Origin of the sequence: Enterococcus sp. LJL51 (genome assembly GCF_049894025.1) — a bacterium.
In the GTDB taxonomy this organism is placed as follows: Bacteria; Bacillota; Bacilli; order Lactobacillales; family Enterococcaceae; genus Enterococcus_L.
Window position 1 is genome coordinate 36890 of sequence record NZ_JBNEQE010000005.1, and the last position, 18215, is coordinate 55104.

At 38.6% G+C, this 18215-nt stretch carries 16 protein-coding genes and 1 CRISPR repeat array; of the genes, 4 read left to right on the top strand and 12 right to left on the bottom strand.

Annotated elements, in window-relative coordinates; genetic code table 11:
* Positions 1–158: 158 nt before the first annotated feature.
* The 6 genes from ACPWSO_RS06755 to ACPWSO_RS06780 all read right to left on the bottom strand — a co-directional run bounded on the left by ACPWSO_RS06755 (position 159) and on the right by ACPWSO_RS06780 (position 6969).
* The gene (locus tag ACPWSO_RS06755; protein WP_426082115.1) at positions 159–860 is read right to left on the bottom strand and encodes a GntR family transcriptional regulator; all 702 of its coding nucleotides are present in this window, start codon (positions 858–860) and stop codon (positions 159–161) included.
* Positions 861–1076: 216 nt separating this feature from the next.
* Positions 1077–1493 carry a YjdF family protein gene (locus ACPWSO_RS06760; RefSeq protein ID WP_426082116.1) on the bottom strand — a complete coding sequence of 139 codons (417 nt, stop codon included), beginning with the start codon at positions 1491–1493 and terminating at the stop codon, positions 1077–1079.
* A 489-nt stretch (positions 1494–1982) separates the two neighbouring features.
* Positions 1983–4367, bottom strand: coding sequence for a DNA translocase FtsK (locus tag ACPWSO_RS06765; protein WP_426082117.1), 2385 nt, complete (start codon positions 4365–4367; stop codon positions 1983–1985).
* Between the two features lie 400 nt (positions 4368–4767).
* A CRISPR array of direct repeats spans positions 4768–5191; the repeat unit is 30 nt; unit sequence CTCTTAATCTAAACAGACTGTAATGTTAAT.
* Between the two features lie 117 nt (positions 5192–5308).
* Positions 5309–5680 (bottom strand): tyrosine-type recombinase/integrase, encoded by a 372-nt coding sequence (locus ACPWSO_RS06770; protein ID WP_426082305.1) that lies wholly within the window; start codon positions 5678–5680, stop codon positions 5309–5311.
* 265 nt (positions 5681–5945) lie between these two features.
* Positions 5946–6443 (bottom strand): hypothetical protein, encoded by a 498-nt coding sequence (locus ACPWSO_RS06775; protein WP_426082118.1) that lies wholly within the window; start codon positions 6441–6443, stop codon positions 5946–5948.
* A 22-nt stretch (positions 6444–6465) separates the two neighbouring features.
* Complete coding sequence (locus tag ACPWSO_RS06780) at positions 6466–6969, bottom strand: hypothetical protein (RefSeq protein WP_426082119.1); 504 nt, start codon at positions 6967–6969, stop codon at positions 6466–6468.
* A 59-nt stretch (positions 6970–7028) separates the two neighbouring features.
* Here ACPWSO_RS06780 and ACPWSO_RS06785 point away from each other — a divergent pair, with 59 nt between their 5' ends.
* The 3 genes from ACPWSO_RS06785 (at position 7029) to ACPWSO_RS06795 (ending at position 8254) form a co-directional block, all read left to right on the top strand.
* Positions 7029–7172, top strand: coding sequence for a hypothetical protein (locus ACPWSO_RS06785; protein ID WP_426082120.1), 144 nt, complete (start codon positions 7029–7031; stop codon positions 7170–7172).
* Between the two features lie 132 nt (positions 7173–7304).
* The gene (locus ACPWSO_RS06790) at positions 7305–8000 is read left to right on the top strand and encodes a pre-toxin TG domain-containing protein (protein WP_426082121.1); all 696 of its coding nucleotides are present in this window, start codon (positions 7305–7307) and stop codon (positions 7998–8000) included.
* 14 nt (positions 8001–8014) lie between these two features.
* Positions 8015–8254 (top strand): hypothetical protein, encoded by a 240-nt coding sequence (locus ACPWSO_RS06795; RefSeq protein ID WP_426082122.1) that lies wholly within the window; start codon positions 8015–8017, stop codon positions 8252–8254.
* 500 nt (positions 8255–8754) lie between these two features.
* On the opposite strand, the gene ACPWSO_RS06800 is transcribed toward ACPWSO_RS06795, so the two are convergent.
* Both ACPWSO_RS06800 and ACPWSO_RS06805 read right to left on the bottom strand, forming a co-directional pair.
* Positions 8755–9966, bottom strand: a complete 1212-nt coding sequence (locus tag ACPWSO_RS06800; RefSeq protein WP_426082123.1) for an NAD(P)/FAD-dependent oxidoreductase — start codon at positions 9964–9966, stop codon at positions 8755–8757.
* 31 nt (positions 9967–9997) lie between these two features.
* The gene (locus ACPWSO_RS06805; protein WP_426082124.1) at positions 9998–10900 is read right to left on the bottom strand and encodes a prenyltransferase; all 903 of its coding nucleotides are present in this window, start codon (positions 10898–10900) and stop codon (positions 9998–10000) included.
* Between the two features lie 128 nt (positions 10901–11028).
* Between ACPWSO_RS06805 and ACPWSO_RS06810 the strand changes: the two genes are divergently transcribed.
* Positions 11029–12009, top strand: coding sequence for a polyprenyl synthetase family protein (locus ACPWSO_RS06810; RefSeq protein ID WP_426082125.1), 981 nt, complete (start codon positions 11029–11031; stop codon positions 12007–12009).
* Between the two features lie 166 nt (positions 12010–12175).
* On the opposite strand, the gene cydC is transcribed toward ACPWSO_RS06810, so the two are convergent.
* From cydC to ACPWSO_RS06830, 4 genes are read right to left on the bottom strand one after another with little or no spacing between them, the layout of a single operon-like run.
* Positions 12176–13924, bottom strand: coding sequence for a thiol reductant ABC exporter subunit CydC (gene cydC, locus ACPWSO_RS06815; RefSeq protein WP_426082126.1), 1749 nt, complete (start codon positions 13922–13924; stop codon positions 12176–12178).
* Positions 13917–15650, bottom strand: coding sequence for a thiol reductant ABC exporter subunit CydD (gene cydD / locus ACPWSO_RS06820; RefSeq protein ID WP_426082127.1), 1734 nt, complete (start codon positions 15648–15650; stop codon positions 13917–13919). The genes cydC and cydD overlap by 8 nt, the downstream gene beginning before the upstream one ends.
* Complete coding sequence (cydB, locus tag ACPWSO_RS06825; RefSeq protein WP_426082128.1) at positions 15647–16672, bottom strand: cytochrome d ubiquinol oxidase subunit II; 1026 nt, start codon at positions 16670–16672, stop codon at positions 15647–15649. The genes cydD and cydB overlap by 4 nt, the downstream gene beginning before the upstream one ends.
* Positions 16669–18078: a cytochrome ubiquinol oxidase subunit I gene (locus ACPWSO_RS06830; protein WP_426082129.1), complete on the bottom strand. Its 1410-nt coding sequence runs from the start codon at positions 18076–18078 to the stop codon at positions 16669–16671. Before ACPWSO_RS06830 ends, cydB begins: the two co-directional genes overlap by 4 nt.
* Between the last annotated feature and the right edge of the window lie 137 nt (positions 18079–18215).

Genomic DNA, 18215 nt, shown 5'->3' on the forward strand with positions numbered 1-18215 from the left:
TTCATTCTATGAAAATCTGGTCTTTTTAACAATTGAAAGGAATAACATTGTGCTTACATTTTTGTCATATTCACTTGTAAAGCCGTAAAAATAGTTTTTTGACAGCAAAAAGCAGGCTCCTTATGCTAAAGAGCCTGCCTGCTGATTCCAGTTTTTAACTATGCTTCATATTCAATAACATATGGATGCATTTCAGTATTATAGATTGCTTCAGAGTATTCGACAACTTGATCGTGTCTGCCAAAAGAACGTCGAATCCGTTTCAACCCAACTGTTTCTGTTGTATCCAAAATCTCCTGCTGCCAATCAGTTAGCTGAATAATCTGAAAACTATCCTCAAATCGAAAAATTTCTATTTTGTGCTGATCCAAAATACGATACAGAGATTCCTTTTCAAAGCTTTCAATTGAGACATCCGCAAGTTCTATTGGCAGAAAGTACTCAAAATAAATATACGGCTGTTCATCCAATGTATAGACTCTGGAAAATTTAACCGCTTTTTTCCCTATATATTTATAGGCGGCAGCCTCCTCTGTTAGGTTGATAACATCCAATGTTAGGTTTTTCTTCACAACATTCAAACCAGATTCATTTAAAAACTCAGTGAACGTTCCTGCTTTTGACAGCTTGTTATAGGGACGATTACTTAAAACGGTTGTACCCTTTCCGCTCTTTTTCGCTACCAAATCTTCATCTGCAAGCATTTCAATTGCACGGCGTATTGTTATTTTACTTACCTCAAATATTTCTTCGAGTTCAGATTCTGTAGGAAGTAGTGAACCAACTGGATACTTTCCACTTATAATATCTGCTTTTAATTGTTCCGCCACATCTAGATATAAAACGCTTTTCCTTCTCATCATGCTCCCCCTTGACTTGGTCAATCAATAACTGGTTTCAGCTGCTGCTAAAATAAATTTTCTATTCCTTCTCACTATTGCTCTTGTATCTATAGAAACTCTCTACGCTTAAATAAAACAGAACAACAACTACTAACAGACACATCATTAAACAACGATTTCCAGAAAAACTTTACCTTTAAATAGCTAGCACACCACAGGAAAATTAGACATGCTCTAATGTCCCTTTCGCTTTTCTAAACGCTTTTCCTGCTTCTTTTCAAAAATCTGCTGCTTCTTCTCAATTGTCCGTTTCCGCTTTTTCTGTTTTCTCAAAAGCTTCAAGCTTTCCTGCTGCTCTGCTATTGCTGCTTGAGATTTTGTGGATAAAATCGGCTGCCTCTTCTGTTTCTCAATCATGCGTTGAATACGTTTTGGATTTATAGGCTTTTTTTCTATCTGTTCTTTTTTTATCTGACTATGCCATTCTTGCTCCAAAAGTACAGGCAACTGTGTAATTACAAATTGGTACACCTCTTCATCCTTAGGCTCCGAACCAAATATATGCTGATAGACTCTCAAATGCTGTTCACTATCCACATACTCTACCAACCCGCTCCAATACTGACCATTAAAATAAATTGTTAGTTCCACGCTGCTTCCTCCCTTAGTTTGGAAAAAGAACAATGGACGACCCAGGAGGGAAGGTTACTGACAATTACTGCTTTTGGACTACCAACCAAAACGTGTTTTTATGCTCTTATCTCTATCATACAATAAATGAAGCAGAATGCAATTTGATTTTAATAAAAAGAAGAAACATAACAGCTAACTTATGCTTTTTGTCTAATAAATCTTAAGAAAAACGGTATATAGAGACTCTTTTTTCTTTTTCTAGCAAAAGCTAGATTGTGAGAATTTAATAAGAAGGTTAATTGTTGAAAAATATTCTCTTTTAATAAAAAAGAACTGAAACATGAGTCAATCCGACCCTGTTCCAGTTCTAAAAAATCCAATTAATGAAAACGCTAGAGTAGCCTTTTCAACATTAAACAGACATGAGTTGAAACGAATAAAAACTATTCTAGTATTCTTTCAGCTTATTCTTCCAAGCTTAATCTTTTGCTTCCACTATTATTATTTTTACTGTTCTTCTTCCGGGAATGGCGGCTCTTCTTCCGGCTCCGCTTCAACAAAAACCTTGCGCGGCTTACTACCTTCTGATGGACCGATAACCCGATTACTTTCCAGTTCGTCAATCAAACGCGCTGCTCGATTATAACCAATTCTAAAACGCCTTTGCAGCAGTGAAATACTCGCCGTCTGCATTTCAATTACTAAAGCCTTGGCATCTTCATATAGTTCATCCTGTGGCATCTCACCCGGTGCCGCAGCTACTTCTTCAGTCGGCATCATATTTTCCTGATAGTCTGCTTCCTGCTGTTCTGTCACAAAGCTGACCACTCGTTCTACTTCCTGGTCAGAAATAAATGCTCCCTGAACACGGATTGGTTTGTTTTCTCCCATCGGCAGATAAAGCATGTCTCCTCGTCCAAGCAGTTTTTCTGCACCATTACTATCAATAATTGTGCGGGAATCCGTTCCGCTTGATACAGCAAAAGCAATTCGTGAAGGGACATTGGCCTTGATAATCCCAGTAATAACATCTACACTAGGTCGCTGTGTAGCTAGAATCATATGGATACCTGCTGCCCGCGCCATTTGAGCCAGGCGAATAATCGCATCCTCAACTTCATTGCTGGCAACCATCATTAAATCGGCCAACTCATCAACAATCACGACAATAAACGGTAAAATCGGATGGTTTTCACCAGCTTCAATATTTCTCTGTCTCACTAAGTCATTGTAGCCGGAAATATTTCGAACCCCGGCTCCAGCAAATTTCTCATATCTAAGCTCCATCTCCTGAACAACCTTCTGCAGTGCTTGAGCTGCCTTGCGCGGGTTCGTTACAACAGGGGTTAGCAGATGAGGAATCCCATTGTAAACATTCAATTCAACCATTTTAGGGTCAATCATCATCATTTTAACTTCATGAGGCTTTGCCCGCATTAAAATACTGGTAATAATCCCATTGATAGCGACTGATTTCCCACTCCCTGTTGAACCAGCAATCAGTAAGTGAGGCATCTTAGTCAAATCAGCAGATTGTACCATACCTGAAATATCTCTTCCCAACGGCACCTCAAGCAGCTTATCTGGATGGCTGGGCTGAGCTTCAACAACATCACGGAAGGATACCGTACTGACTGTATTATTGGGTACTTCAATTCCTATCAGAGATTTCCCAGGAATTGGAGCTTCCATCCGCACATCCTTGGCGGCTAGTGCTAACGCGATGTCATCTGTTAAGCCGACAATCTTACTAACCTTAACGCCGACAGCCGGTTGAACCTCAAACTTTGTTACTGCAGGTCCCAGACTAGCTTTGACAACCTTGGCATCGACACCAAAACTCTGAAAGGTTTGCTCAAGAACTGAAATATTCTTTTCAATTTTTTGGTATTCGTCACTTTGATCTGCCGCTGGAATGGAATCCAGCAATGAAGACACAGGCAGCTGATAATCTCTGTCTTCTGTTTCAGCAGAAATTTCAAACTCCAAATCTGTCGGATCTTCCGTTTCTGAAAAATCAGTTTCCGGTTCAGGTCCGTAGTAATCATCAGGAGACAGCTGCTCCTGATTTTGAAAGCTGTCAATAGGAACTAATGTTAACTGTTCCGGCTCTTGTTCAGCAGCCTCTGTATACAGCGCCATTTCTTCTTTCGCTAGCTGTTCCCCTGCAGTATGGGGTCTAACCTGATTCTTTTCAAGCCATTGTTCTGCCATTTCTCGGGCTTTCTCTTGTTTTTCTTCTTCCTTAAGCTGCTTCATTTCAGAACGCTTCTGGGCTCTTGCCGCCATTCGCTCGTCGCTTTTTGCAAACATGTTGCTAAGCAGCTTGCGAAGCCTCTGAATCCCGTTTAAAACTTGCTGAATCTCAAGCTTGCTAATCAGAAAAATTCCCAATGCTATGATTATCACTGCAATGATATAACTGCCCAGTTGAGCAACTAAAAAGTGTGTGGCTGAATACAAGAGCGCGCCCAGCATTCCACCACCGACATTTTCACTGATACTATTCCTGCTGAGATCCATTTTTAGAAAATCCCAGGTAGTATTGATAATATTTGGAGAAGCACTGTTGATATTACGGAACCAGTATGCGTGAATGAATAATAAGAAACCAACATAAATTAGACTACCGCCTATAATCTGACGAGCCGACTTAATTGGAAAATTATCTCCAAAGAGGACTAGTGAAAAACCGTAGAGCATCAACAGAATTGCTGCTGCAGAAAATGTATTTCCAACTGCGAAACGTAATCCATTCGCAATCAATATACCTAAAAATCCTAATTTTAATAATCCCAACAAACCAAAGAATACGAAAAAAATACCAATAAAAATGTAGCGCAGCTGTTCCTGCTGCTTTTGTTGTTTCTTGGTTTTCTTTTTCTGTGCCATTAATCCTCCCTCTTTCCGACAAAGACCATTATACCTAAAAAAAGAGACGAACAAAAGTACCCCCATTCGATTTTCCCATTTAAAAAGGAAAACTTTACCAGTTTTCCTTAAATTACCAAAAAATATAGTTTGTATCACCAGTTATTTACTGTCGACCTTGGATACTGTAAATAAGCAGGGATATCGACAGACTTATTTAATTCTAGTCAACCCTTTTTATAACCGCTTAGAAAACCACTGTTCACAGGGTTCATATGCTTAAAGAAAGCTGAGATTAACACTTGGGATCATTGACATTATGTTATCATTGCCTTAATATTTGTAGTGAAAGAAGAAAAATACCGAGGTCGACAGAAACTGCTGCTTCAGACCAGTCATACCAAGGGTTAGAATGTAGCGGCTCTTAATCTAAACAGACTGTAATGTTAATTATTTTTCAGGATCACAAGCCCGCTAAATTGAAATCCTCTTAATCTAAACAGACTGTAATGTTAATTTCTATTTACTTCCTTTCAAAACAATTTTATTTACCTCTTAATCTAAACAGACTGTAATGTTAATTTTTCACAAAATAGGTACGCTAATAGCCCGGCAACCTCTTAATCTAAACAGACTGTAATGTTAATTCAATATTCATTCGAATTACATCATTCTGACTAGAACTCTTAATCTAAACAGACTGTAATGTTAATCTCAATACGTGTCTTGAACTGAGGTGCAGAATCAGTCTCTTAATCTAAACAGTGTGTAATGTTAATAAAGGAAAAGCCGTTTGAGTATTTTCTCAGCCAATCCTCTTAATCTAAACAGAGTGTAATATAAGTGACGAGTAAAATAATTTTTATTCATTCGCCCAATCCATAGAGCTACAAAGGATTGGACGTTTTTTCATTTTATAAATGTTATTTCTGTAAAATTCATACCCTAATTTACACTTCGTTTTAAAAATCCGCTATTTTCTGCAGATTTTCCACTACTGATTTTTTACGTTCTTCGGAAACATGGGTATATATGTTTAATGTTATCTTAATATCAGAATGTCCTAACCTGTTTTGAACATCTTTGATTGTAGTACCTTCTGCCTCAAATAATAAAGTAGCGTGCGTGTGACGGAATCCATGACACCCGATAGGCGCAAGGCTCAATCTTTTAGCTGCTTTATTTGAATGATAATAGACTGTTGAGCGAGAAATAAATTTATTGTCAAGAGTGGTGAAAATCATTTCAACATCCTTTTTACCATATGAGAAAAGTAGTTCTCTTTGTTTCATTTTCCATCGTTTTAATATATGCATTGTGTATGATCGAGACATATTAGACACAATAAGCAATAACTTAGACAATCCAAAACTTTTCCAGATTGTACTACAAGCAGGCGGCACCTATAAGGGGGCATACGACAAACATGGAAATAAATACAATGAAATCAATCGAATTTTCCCAATAAAAAAAGATGGTATTCATCTTTGTAAAAAACGTGCCGATGGCGGTTTAGTTCGGTTCCCGGATGTTCCGGATCATCTGATGATATGGAATGAAGATATAAAAAACTTCCGGATTTTAGCCGGAAGATTGATATTAATTATTATTATGAACTCGGTCAGAAGGTTCTGCAGCGGTGGGAATAGCTTCTTTTTCTGATTTTCTAAAATGATTGTATGCTTTGACACTCGACATAGTAGGAAAAGTAAAAACGAAAAAAACTTGTAGAGATTCTCTATCAAAATCAAGTTTTAAAACAATAATCAAAATTATTAGAAAAGAAACGTAAGAAGCAAACATATCAATCCAAAAACTATATTTTTTAACAGTAGTTTTAATTACTTTAGACATGAATTTATCGAAAAACAAACAAAATAGAGCACCTAAAAAAACAATTAAAACAAAAACGATAAAAAAGTATAAAGTAAAGTTTTCTTTTATAACTTCCTGTGGGAACAATCTTAAAGAAAGCATAACGAGTGTTCCACAAAAAGCTGAGTGCAAAATAGCCCCGCATAGATTAAATAAATAACCATTACTAAAATTGTCAAAAATTTTTTTAATTGCTTTTTCTTTTTCAACTTCTTTTTGCATAATTTTTTATCTCCTTTTCTTGTTACTTATATTTTCGATTTGGCATGTAAATATTTTTAATTTTAATCGTTTGTTCACTGCTTTCCATCTCTTTCTCAGAAGATGAAAAAAAGTATTTTATAATCTTAAACGATACGTTTATAGGATAAATAAGAAAAAGGAAAACATTAATCTGGGTTGTATTTACTAAGCTATCAGCAAGAAAATTAATGGAAAATAGGAAAAATGAAATTGTACTTGTGAAAATATCGATAACTAAAGAAAACTGATTTGTGAAATTTATTTCAGTAGCTTTCATATATCCTCTGAACAATAGAATATTTAGAAAGACGGATAAAGCAAATAAGATTAGTAAGAATCTAAGAAAATGCTCTTCTGGATAATAAGGAAAAAAATGATCGAACACAAGAACCATAATTCCATTTACAAGTATTAAACTAGAAACAAGAAAAAAGGAAACAAAAAAAAGACCTACATTAACAAGTATTCCCAAATTCTTTATTAAAAATGCTACCATTCTATTCATAACAACACCTCACATATTTATTACTCATTAAACCAAAAAAGAAAGCAGGTGTAAATACTTTGTCTATAGAATACTTACCGGGAGAAAAACACGCAGCCAATAACGTCGATGTTTCTGAAAGCCTTGAAAGCTTTCAGGATGCGGGTTATCTCCTTACTGATACAGATTTAATCATAGACATTGATGACTTAAACCACGAGTAAATAAAACAGCTCTTAGAACGTTTCAGGATCAAAACTCAAACCATATGGACGACAAGAGGCGCCCACTTATATTAAAAAAAACTCTGGCTTTCGTGGTGCAAAAAGTGTTTCAGGGTTGGGCGTTGAGATTGAATGTTAAACGTAGCGGGCGAGTTTTCAGGCGCTTACGACTTGTACAGGGTTGTTTTAGGAAGAGACCCCGTCACAGGTGAAAGCTTAACCTTTGATGAATGGATGCAAGCAGGATTTTGGACGGTGTTAGAGGTACTATCTGCGAAAAAGGTGCTTGCTTTATTAGATAATGTTAGACTAGGCAATAAGCTTTTAGATGGCGTATCGTTAACAGAAAAAGAGCTGAAATTATTCAACAAACTGAATGATGTCGGGGACTATAAGATTATTGATAAGGTAGACGATTTAAACGAAGCTGAAAAAGCTAGTGGAGTTAAAGGTAAGTTGATAGGGAGTTTAGATGGATTAACTAAAGAGGAAATTAATGCAGTAGATATATTGAGGTCTCAAGGTAAAGATGTAGAAATAATTCCAGTTGATCCAAAAGCTAGAATAAAAACTCCTGATTTTAAAATTGATGGAGTAAGAACAGAATTGAAAACCTTGGGAAATCCTAACACAAATACAGGTATGAAACGTATTCAAGAGGCGTTTAAACAAAACGCAAATGACGTTATCATAAATGGTATTGATGCGGGTTTGACTAAGAGTCAGGCTGAAGAGATATTAGCTAGAGCAGCCGGGAAATATCCAAATGGGAAATTTCCTGGTAAAGTAGAGATATGGACTAAAGAAGGTACGATAGTATCAAAATAGGAGGAATATAGCATATGAGATTTCAATGTAAATGTGGAGAAGTTTTGTCCAATGGCATGTCTCCCAATGATATAGAGTTGCGTGTATATACAGATAAAGAATGGGATGAGTTAATTAATTTAGGAATGACTGATTCTGTAGATATACCTTTTCCAAAATTAGATGTTTGGAGATGCCCTGTGTGTAAAAGATTATATGTATTTGATGAAGGTAAACTAAAATATCAATATGTTTTGGAAGAAAATATTTTTTAAATAAAAAGGTATTCAAACACAAGATTGGTAATCAAAGCATTTAGACCGCTCAATAATGGGCGGTCTTTTTTAGTACAAAAAAACAACCTTTATATTTTGAAAGCTGTTAGCTGTTCGTCCGTTGTTTTTCTATTGATTAATTTTACTTAATGTTTTGATTTTTTGCATCCCGATTTACACTCCGGTTTAAAAATTTAATATTGCTAATTCTGATTACTTAAATACTAAAAATACTGATATATCAGCGCTCTAGTTCAGTCTGATTTAGTATGATTTCTAGTCACGATTACAGAGTATAATGTTAAGTGATTATAGTGCTCAGTTGTTTTTAGTTGGCCACGCTCTTAATCTAAACAAAATATAATACCAAAGCTTTAAAAATTCACAAAGAGGACGGCTTAAGTATATACTCAAGCCGTCCTCTTATACGATTCAACAATCTATTCATAAGTTATTACAGAGATTGAGGCATCGTGGTATCGTCGATGCCACAGTTCTCTTTAATGATAAAAATCAAAACGGCCTTTCGCCATTACTTCTTTTACACCGCCTGTTTCTAATAAGGAACGGTCCATAATTGCTTTTTTGATAAAGGAAGCGGGATAGCCTTTTACTTCGGTTTTTCCAACTTCACCAAACGCATGGGTATTTCCAATAGAGCATACTGAGCCTAATGAATGGAAGGTGAAGGGTTCTGTCGCCTTACCTTTCAATTGAGCCTTGATATTTCTGCCAGCCTGCTCCCCCATCTTCAATGAAATCTGAGCAGTGGTCGGATAAGGACGGTTGCTGGCCATATCCATGACTGCGGAGCAGTCGCCAACGATATAAACATTTTCATGTGCTGGTGCAGTTAAATCTGGATTAACCATCACCCGGCCGCGTTTTGCTTCAAAGCCGGAAGCTCCGACTACGCGGCTGCCGCTGACGCCCGTTGTCCAAATAATGGTTTTGGCTTTCAGCTCTGTAACAGCTCCTGTTTCTTTATCCTCTTGATAAACCACCGTATCGGGCTTAATTTCCTTGATTGGTTTTCCAGTTAAAAATTTTACTCCCCATTTTTCTAATCGCTGGATACCGTAGTCTGCCAGTTTTTCACTGAACATCGGTAATAAACGGGTGACCGCTTCAACACAGTAAAGCTCAATCGCCGCAGGTTCAACTCCAGCTAGTTCCGCAAAATGTTTTCGACCTTCAACAAACGCGCCCAGCAGTTCTATCCCAGTAAATCCAGCACCACAGACCACAATTTTTAGTAGTTCAGGGTCTTTGGTTTCTTTGTAAGTCTTCATCTGCTCTTCGATGTGCTGATGAATCTGTTCTGCCGTAGCAACATCCACCATCTGTAAAGCATATTCTTCTACTCCAGGAATACCAAATGACTCAGACACAAACCCCAAGGCGACAACTAGATAATCATACGTGAGTACCTGTCCGTCCTCTAATAATACGGTCTGATTGTCTGGATCGATCTTGTCCACAGTTCCCTGAATAAAGGTAGTACATGAGGCTTTTACCACATCACTGATTGGATAGCTGATTTTGTCTTTTGTTTGTGTTCCTGCCGCAACCTCATGAAGGTCTGTCGCCTCATAATGGTAAGCATTACGGTCCACCAATGTAATTTTTAAATCTGCCGCTCCCTTTTGTAGTTCATGAAGCGCCCTCAGTCCTGCATACCCTGCTCCTAAGATGATGACCTGTTTACTCATGTTAATTCTCTCCTCTCACACATTTCATTTATTACAGCCATAAACCAATGGCAAAAAAAACAACCTGAGCGAAAGCACCTGCTGCAAGAATTCTTACCGCACAAATAAATGTTTTCGTTTTTATCTGCTCCTGAAGAAGCTGTCGCGTCTGCTTCCAGACAAAAGGAATGATTAAGAATGTTAAAAGCAGCGTAATTGGTGCCAGGCCTGACCAGACACTATAAGCAATTGCTGCAAAAGCAATCACCTGCAGCAGAACAAATAGTTTTAACGCATTACCCTTTCCTAAGTAATGTACCAAAGTAAAGCGATGATTTTTTTCATCCTCTTCCAAATCACAAATATTATTTGCCAGCATCAAATTGGCAATCAGACAGGTATTTGGTAAAGAAATCATGAAAACCTCGCCGATTGTTGACAGTGTCCATTGAAATTCTTCAAAAGTATTAATGTAAACACAAATCAGCGTAATCATGAATCCCATTGTAATTCCTGACAATACTTCTCCTAAAGGTAAGCTGGACAGTGGTTTCGGCCCTGAGGAATAAAAGATGCCGACTAAATAACAATAGACACCCATCGCCAGCAACGGCCAGCCGACTATTACTGAAAGAGCAATGCCAATCAATGCTGAACCAGTAATCATCCAGATAATCCAATGGCGGAGCTGTTTCAATGAAAGACCCTCTCGTCCGATAATATTCGTCTTTTCTTTATAATCATGTCCTTCTTTTGCATGAAGATAATCATTATAATTATCTAAAATATCAACTGCCATATTAAAAATGAACATTGCAACAAAATAAATGCATACATACAACAGATGTGTCTGGCGATAGTGATACCAGCTATAACACAACCCTAGCAGAAATGGCAGGACACTAGCAGTTTTTGCTTTTAATTCAACTAATTCAAAAAAGATATCTCTATTCAAATTATACTCCTCTCTCCTTTCTTTTAGCTAAAATATGCTTCATAATTGAATCGAATAATTTACTGTATTTATTTCTCAATATCATATACAATCAATAGTATGGAGTTATTGAAAGGAACTACTTTGTTATGAAGGATTTTTGGACACACTTTCCACTGGTTCAGCAGCAGTTGATTGAAACAAGTCTGCTGATTGAAAACAAAATTAATATTCGCAATAAAGAAATCGAACGAGCACTGCTTGAGCTGAATCACTCCGGCGGCAAAATGCTCCGTCCGGCTTTTTTCTTTATTTTCGCCCAAATGGGCAATAAGGAACAACAGAATCAGCAGCAGCTAGTAAAAATTGCTGCATCTTTGGAAATTCTACACATGGCTACATTAGTCCATGATGATATTATTGATGACTCGCCGCTGCGCCGAGGAACTCAGACTATACAGTCGAAATACGGTAAGGATGTAGCCGTCTATACTGGTGATTTGCTATTTACAGAATTTTTCGATTTACTGGCAGATACAATGAAAGGCTCGGATTTTCTTCGCATTAATGCCCACTCGATGAAACGCCTGCTTCTGGGTGAGCTGGATCAAATGTATACACGCTACAATAAGCATATCACTGTTACTGACTACTTGCGAAGCGTAACTGGAAAAACGGCTGAGCTTTTTTCTCTCAGCTGTATTGAAGGTGCTCATTTTGGTCACGCGCCAAAGGAAGTAGAAAAACTAGCAAGTAGAATCGGACGTCATATCGGTATTGCTTTTCAAATCTATGATGATATTCTTGATTACTCAGCTACCGAAGTTGTTCTAAAAAAACCTACTATCGAAGATATCTCTCAAGGGGTATACACACTCCCTTTAATTTTTGCTTTGGAAGAACACAGCAGTTTATTAGCGCCTTATCTTGATAAGCAGGAGCTGATTACAGTAGAAGAAGCAAATGAAGTGGCAGCACTTGTCCATCAGCTCAACGGTGTAAGTAAGGCAAAAGAGTTTGCCGGTCGAATGACGGAAAAAGCCCTTTCAGATATTGAAAAACTACCTCCGTGTGACAGCACGAAACAATTGAAAATGCTAACTGAACTTTTATTAGGCCGTTCTTATTAACAGCCTATTTTATTGCTGCTGTTCTCATTTCAATTTGCAGCTTTACAATTAAGGAGAGGGACCGAGACAATCGATGTCTAGTCCCTCTCTTTTTGTAATCCTGCCAATCGCCAAAAAATGCGATTTACAGACCGTTTTTTTGGTGCCCTTTCCATTTAGCAGCTTGCTACAAGCCCTGATCCACACGATAAAGCTGCTGGTAATGAGCATTCTCTGCCATTAGCTGTTCTGGTGTTCCTTTCATTGTCAATTTGCCGTTTTCAATGAATATGACCTGATCCATAGATTGTACACTTTGGAGATGATGGGTAATCCAAATGATTGTTTTGTCCTGCAGCACTTCAAAAAAAGTGGCTAAAAGCTGCTGCTCTGTAATTGGATCAAGACCCGTTGTTGGCTCATCAAGCAACACAATTGGTGTATTTTGCAGGAGAATTCTTGCTAACGCCAGTCGATGGCGTTCCCCTCCGGAAAAACGCAGGCCTGCCTCATCAACCATTGTCTGTAGTCCTTCAGGCAGCTGCGTCACCATTTTTTTCAAGCCCACCTGCTCTAAAACCTGCCAGATTTCCTCTTCAGAAGCATGCTCATTGCCTAGTCTGATATTATTCAAAATCGTAGTACGAAACAAATACGGCTTCTGTTGAATAACACCTATCCATTGGGTAATCTGATCGCCAAACAACGCTGTTGGAACATCTCCCAACAATACCTGCCCCGCTGTAGGAAGAAGGTCTCCCCGAATCAACGAAGCAAATGTACTCTTTCCTGAACCGCTACGCCCTAAAATAGCCAGCTTCTCGCCCCTTGGAATAGTTAGCGTCAGCTGATCCAGCACATTTTTTTCCTGCTCTGAATAAGCAAAAGTCAATTCTTTAATATTGATATCCACGGTCTCTGGCGTTAGCTCCTGTGTTCTGCTTTCTTCATGATTATCCGGCAGCTCGTTCAAACGACGAATAGAATCTCCATAAATATTCACTTCCTGAGCAGCAGCAGGTAGCGGTGCAAACGCATCAATCAGTGGAAAAATAGTTAACACGAAAGCTGCAATCCAGTTAGCCGCTCCGCCATGATTTCCAGGAAAACGGAATGCTGTCCATGATAAGACAGCTAAAGCAATCAAACCAAACAGCAACTGTAATGTAAAATCTCTGCTTCGGTCAAACTTTTTTGTCTTTTCATCTAGTCCGCGTAATTTCCTCTCCTGTGCTTCATAGGATGCAACAAAATCTGCACCTCTTTGACTAAACATCCAATCGGAAACACCTAGAATATTATCAGTTAATGTCTTGTATAACTCATTCTTAGAAACTTTCTGTTTTTCCTGACGTGCACCATTTACTATTAACGAAAGCAGCGGCAGCAGAAAAACAATACTTCCCAGAAGCAGCAGCATAGCTAAAGCAAACCACCACGAAAATAATCCTAAACCGATAATAATAAATGTGTAAAGAATCCAGGCAATCACAGTGGGGAAAATAGTTCTCAGATACAAATTCTGCAGATGATTAATATCCTCAGAAAGTAAACCCAAAAGATCCCCTGTCTGAAAATCAGACTTTAAAAACATTGCTCTCTTTTCTAAAGTTAAATAGAGCTTCAAACGTAAATCTGATGTCATTTTTAATACCCAGTTGTGGCTAACCAGTCGTTCAATATACCGAAAAACCGGTCTGCTGATGCCGAATGCCCGAGTTAATACAATTGGGATATATATCATTAAAATATTCTCAGGCAGTGAGGCAGCTTTACTGATTAAATAGCCGGAATTAAACATTAATGCACCAGCACTAAAAAATGTCAGAAAACCTAAAAATAATGCAGCAGCTAATAATCCTTTATACTTTTTCAAAAAAGGCTTTACCCATTTATCGTTTCGGTAATCTGCTGTATTTATCGGGAGTTTATTCATCACTTTCCCCCCTCATCTCTTGTATCAACGATACATAATAACCATTTTTTTCCAGCAGTTCCGGAAGGGTCCCCCACTCAACCAGACGACCTTCATTCATCACTAAAATGAAATCCATTTCCTTCATCCAGTGGAGCCGATGAGTAGCAAAAAACACAAGATGATTTTCCATTAACGGAAGCATTTTCTCTTTAAGCTCGACTTCTGTCTCAATATCCAAATGAGCTGTCGGCTCATCAAAAATCAAAATTCGCCGCTGTGCATCCAAAAACGCCCGTGCCAGTGCAACTCGCTGAGCCTGACCGCCACTAAGCATTCGGCCGCTTTCACCGATAACAGTCTCAATGCCATTCGGCAGCTCAGCTGTCAGTTCATCCAAGCCAACCAGCTGAATCACTTTTGCAACCTGCTCATCAGTAGCCTCCGGCGTATAGAATCGAATGTTATTTGCCAGTGTATCCTGAAACACGTAGGGATTTTGTGGAATATATAAAATCTGTTTCTGCCAGTCCTGCTGTGCCATATGAGGAAGGGCTTGATTGTTAAGCAAGAAGCTTGTTTCTGATTCCGGTGTAAGAAACCCCGTCAGTAGATTAATCAACGTAGATTTCCCAGAGCCGCTGGCGCCGATGATTCCCACCTTTTGCAGTCCTTCAACAGAAAAAGAAAGCTCTTTCAGAGTCGAACGTTCCTGTTCTGGATAAGTAAAGCTAAGATTTTGAACAAAAAGCTTATCAGTTGCTGACCATTCCGGTAATGTCAGCTGCTCTGTCTGAGAAGCCTCCGGCAGCTCCAACACGCTGTGGATAGCCTGAAACGCATTTTTTCCATCCAGTGTTGCATGATAATCACCAGCAAAATCACGAATTGGCAGAAAGAATTCCGGTGCCAAAATTAGTGTTGTTAGTGCCGGGAATAGAATAATCTGCCCATTTAGCAACGCTAGACCTAGAAAAACGGCAACGACTGCTACTGATAAGGTTGTAAAAAAATCAAGCGCAAAAGTTGATAGAATCGCTATTTTCAAAGTACTCATAGTTGCTTCTCTGAAACGCTCACTAGTAGAGTAAATACTGTCAGCATACTTTTTGCTTAGTCCAAACAGTTTTAATGTGTCCAAACCTCTGAGCGAATCAATAAAATGATTAGAGAGCAGCTGAAAAGCCTTATACTGCTTATCCGCTTTACTTTGTGCTGCATAACCTAAAATAATCATAAATACAATAATTATCGGAAATACAATTAACAGGATAACCGCAGAACGAATATCCAGCGTAAAAAGAAACGCTAAGATAATCCAGGGAATCACCATCATATTAATCATTTTCATCAAAATCAACTGAAAATAATTTTCAGTCTGATGAATACCTTCTAAAGCCATGGTAACAATATTTCCTGTGCCTTCTTTTTGAACAACAACTGGACCTAATCGGAAAATTTTAGTCAGCAGCTGCTCACGTAATTCTCTTGATGCCTTGTAACTAAAATTATCCAGCTGCTGATCCCTGAAAAAGGTAATAATGTGACGACCAGCGTAAAATAAAAAGAACCCCAGCAGAAACTGCCACTGCTCTTCCAATAAACCGCCGCCCCATAAGCCAGTAATCGCTTTTGCTAAATAATACGCCTGCCCAATAATAAAGACTGCCTGCAGGAAAGAAAATCCTGCAAGCAATAACATCATTCGTTTGGTTTCAGGCATCTTCATGATTGCCTTATCGATCATTCACCATACCCCGCCGCATGGAGAGGATGGGTAATTCTTTTTCTAAAAACGTAATATGTCCAAGCCGTGTACCCCAGTACAAATGGTAAAATCGTTAGAGAAATCCAGCTCATAATTTTTAGTGTATAGGGACTGCTGGAAGCTGACTCGATTAGTAAATCGTTAGCAGAGCCTAAAGAGCTAATCATTACTCGTGGGAATAACCCGCTAAACAGCAACGCTACCAATAAAACCAAGGTTAGACCACTTGCAACAAATGCCAGCATTTCTTTTTTCTTAAACACACTAATATTGGCAATCACAGTCAAGCCGACAATTCCAACCAATAAAAGGAGGGTTGTCATAAAGTGCAGTTCAAAGAAATCGGTTTTGAAATACAATAGGACAGCAAAAACAACTAGTCCCACATAAAGAATCCAATATAGAAATTCGGCGTAATTTTTCGCCCGTTCTCTGACTGGGCCGTCTGTTTTTAATGCGATATAGTTTAGCCCGTGCAGGTAGCACAACAGGGTAAGAGCCACTCCGCCGACTAGTGAAAACAGATTAATATAGTCTGTAAAGCCCGCTGACATATTCCCTGCTTCATCAATTGGCATCCCTTGAATCATACTGATAAATAAAACACCAAAGAAAAATGGGACTAAAAAGCTGCCGATTGTCAGGGTCCAGTTCCAAATATTTCTTTTAGGTCCTTCAGGCATCCGATGACGAAATTCAAAGGAAACACCACGGATAATCAATCCCACTAAAATAATAAACAAAATTAGATAGTAGCCACTAAACAATGAAGCGTACCAATAGGGAAAGGAAGCAAACATTGCGCCTCCTGCTGTCAACAGCCAGACCTCATTGCCATCCCAAACCGGTCCAATACTTTCAACAACCTGATCTTTTTCATGATCGTCATGCGTCAAAGTCTGAACTGCCATACCTACACCAAAATCAAAGCCTTCTAAAAAGAAAAAGCCTGAAAATAAGACACCAATTAATACATACCATAATAACTGCAGATTACTCATTTACTGAAAACCTCCCTGTCAAAAGGATCTGAAGAGGCTGTTTGCTGTGCCAGCATTTTTTCTTCATAATCAGGTCCCTTTTTCAATTCTCTTGTAATCAGATAAATCATAACTGTTGCCAGACCTGCAAATAGAATAAAATAGATAATATTCGAAATTAAAAGCGAAGTCACTGATACATTAGGAGATACACTGTCTTCAATTCTGAATAACCCGTAAACTGTCCAAGGATAGCGTCCCAGCTCTGTGATCAGCCAGCCAGCTGTATTAGCTAAAAATGGTGCAAACGTACATAACCCCATAATCCAAAGCATCCAGCGTTTTTCATAAAGAGAAGGTTTCTTCTTACGCGTAAAGAATAACCCTAGCACCGCAACCAGCAGCATCAGCATGCCAAAACCAGCCATTACACGGAAGCTCCAGAATAAAGTGTTGACTGGCGGATAATAATTATCTTCGCCATATTTTTCAATCAGTTCTTTGTTAACTGTGTCCATCCCGTCTACAGCACCGGAAGGTTTATTATAAGATAAAATACTCAGCATATAAGGAATTTGAATACCAAAAACCTGCTTATGCTTCGCTTCATCCGCCCAGCCAATCAAGGTCCAGGCAGCTGGATCGCCAGAATCTTCATAAGCTCCTTCCATCGCCGCAAATTTCATCGGTTGATCGTCAATCAATGCTTTCATCTGAGCATCACCAGCACCTAAAACAAGGATTGAACCGACTAAAGTAACCACTAAGCCTAAACGCATGGAACGTTTATGAAACTCTGTATCCCGCTTTTTCAAAATTTGAAAAGCCGCTAGTCCGGCAACAATCATTCCACCCATGGTAATCGCTCCCGCGATTACGTGAGCAAATTCGTACCAAACTTGATGATTCGTCAGCAAAGCTCCGAAATCAGTCATTTCTGCCCGACCATTACGCAGCGTGTAGCCTACCGGATGCTGCATAAAGCTGTTAGCAGCCAGAATCCAAAACGCGGAGAGCATTGAAGCTCCTGTCACCAGCCACATGAACAGCAAGTGAACCTTTGGTTTGACGCGATCCCAAGTAAAAATCCACAAACCTAAAAAAGTTGACTCCATAAAAAAAGCCAGCAGTGCTTCCACAGCCAACGGTGCTCCGAAAATATCCCCAACAAAGCGAGAATAATCAGACCAGTTCATCCCAAACTGAAACTCCTGAATAATTCCGGTCACAACCCCTACTGCGAAGCTTAGAAGGAAAATATTCCCCCAAAATTTTGCCATCTTCCGATAGCGCTCATCCTTTTTCCAAACGTACATCGATTCCATGATTGCTACAACCAAGGCAACACCGATGGAAAACGGTACGAAGAAAAAGTGAAATACCGTTGTCATTCCAAACTGGAATCTTGCCAACGTAACAATATCCATAAAACACCCTCCTTGTTCTCAGCTTTTTCTTCATATAAGAAAAAGCACTATAAAATAATAATTATTATGATGTCCTTTTGAGTATACTCCTTTATTGCAAAAGTACCAAGACTTTCGAAATGGAAAAATGAAAAAAA

What these genes read in the sequence shown, in the direction of transcription:
- ACPWSO_RS06755 (WP_426082115.1), bottom strand. Translation starts at nt 860, where the DNA reads ATGAGAAGGAAAAGCGTTTTATATCTAGATGTGGCGGAACAATTAAAA.
- ACPWSO_RS06765 (WP_426082117.1), bottom strand. Translation starts at nt 4,367, where the DNA reads ATGGCACAGAAAAAGAAAACCAAGAAACAACAAAAGCAGCAGGAACAG.
- ACPWSO_RS06770 (WP_426082305.1), bottom strand. Translation starts at nt 5,680, where the DNA reads ATGTCTCGATCATACACAATGCATATATTAAAACGATGGAAAATGAAA.
- ACPWSO_RS06775 (WP_426082118.1), bottom strand. Translation starts at nt 6,443, where the DNA reads ATGCAAAAAGAAGTTGAAAAAGAAAAAGCAATTAAAAAAATTTTTGAC.
- ACPWSO_RS06780 (WP_426082119.1), bottom strand. Translation starts at nt 6,969, where the DNA reads ATGAATAGAATGGTAGCATTTTTAATAAAGAATTTGGGAATACTTGTT.
- ACPWSO_RS06790 (WP_426082121.1), top strand. Translation starts at nt 7,305, where the DNA reads ATGTTAAACGTAGCGGGCGAGTTTTCAGGCGCTTACGACTTGTACAGG.
- ACPWSO_RS06795 (WP_426082122.1), top strand. Translation starts at nt 8,015, where the DNA reads ATGAGATTTCAATGTAAATGTGGAGAAGTTTTGTCCAATGGCATGTCT.
- ACPWSO_RS06800 (WP_426082123.1), bottom strand. Translation starts at nt 9,966, where the DNA reads ATGAGTAAACAGGTCATCATCTTAGGAGCAGGGTATGCAGGACTGAGG.
- ACPWSO_RS06810 (WP_426082125.1), top strand. Translation starts at nt 11,029, where the DNA reads ATGAAGGATTTTTGGACACACTTTCCACTGGTTCAGCAGCAGTTGATT.
- cydC (WP_426082126.1), bottom strand. Translation starts at nt 13,924, where the DNA reads ATGAATAAACTCCCGATAAATACAGCAGATTACCGAAACGATAAATGG.
- cydD (WP_426082127.1), bottom strand. Translation starts at nt 15,650, where the DNA reads ATGATCGATAAGGCAATCATGAAGATGCCTGAAACCAAACGAATGATG.
- cydB (WP_426082128.1), bottom strand. Translation starts at nt 16,672, where the DNA reads ATGAGTAATCTGCAGTTATTATGGTATGTATTAATTGGTGTCTTATTT.
- ACPWSO_RS06830 (WP_426082129.1), bottom strand. Translation starts at nt 18,078, where the DNA reads ATGGATATTGTTACGTTGGCAAGATTCCAGTTTGGAATGACAACGGTA.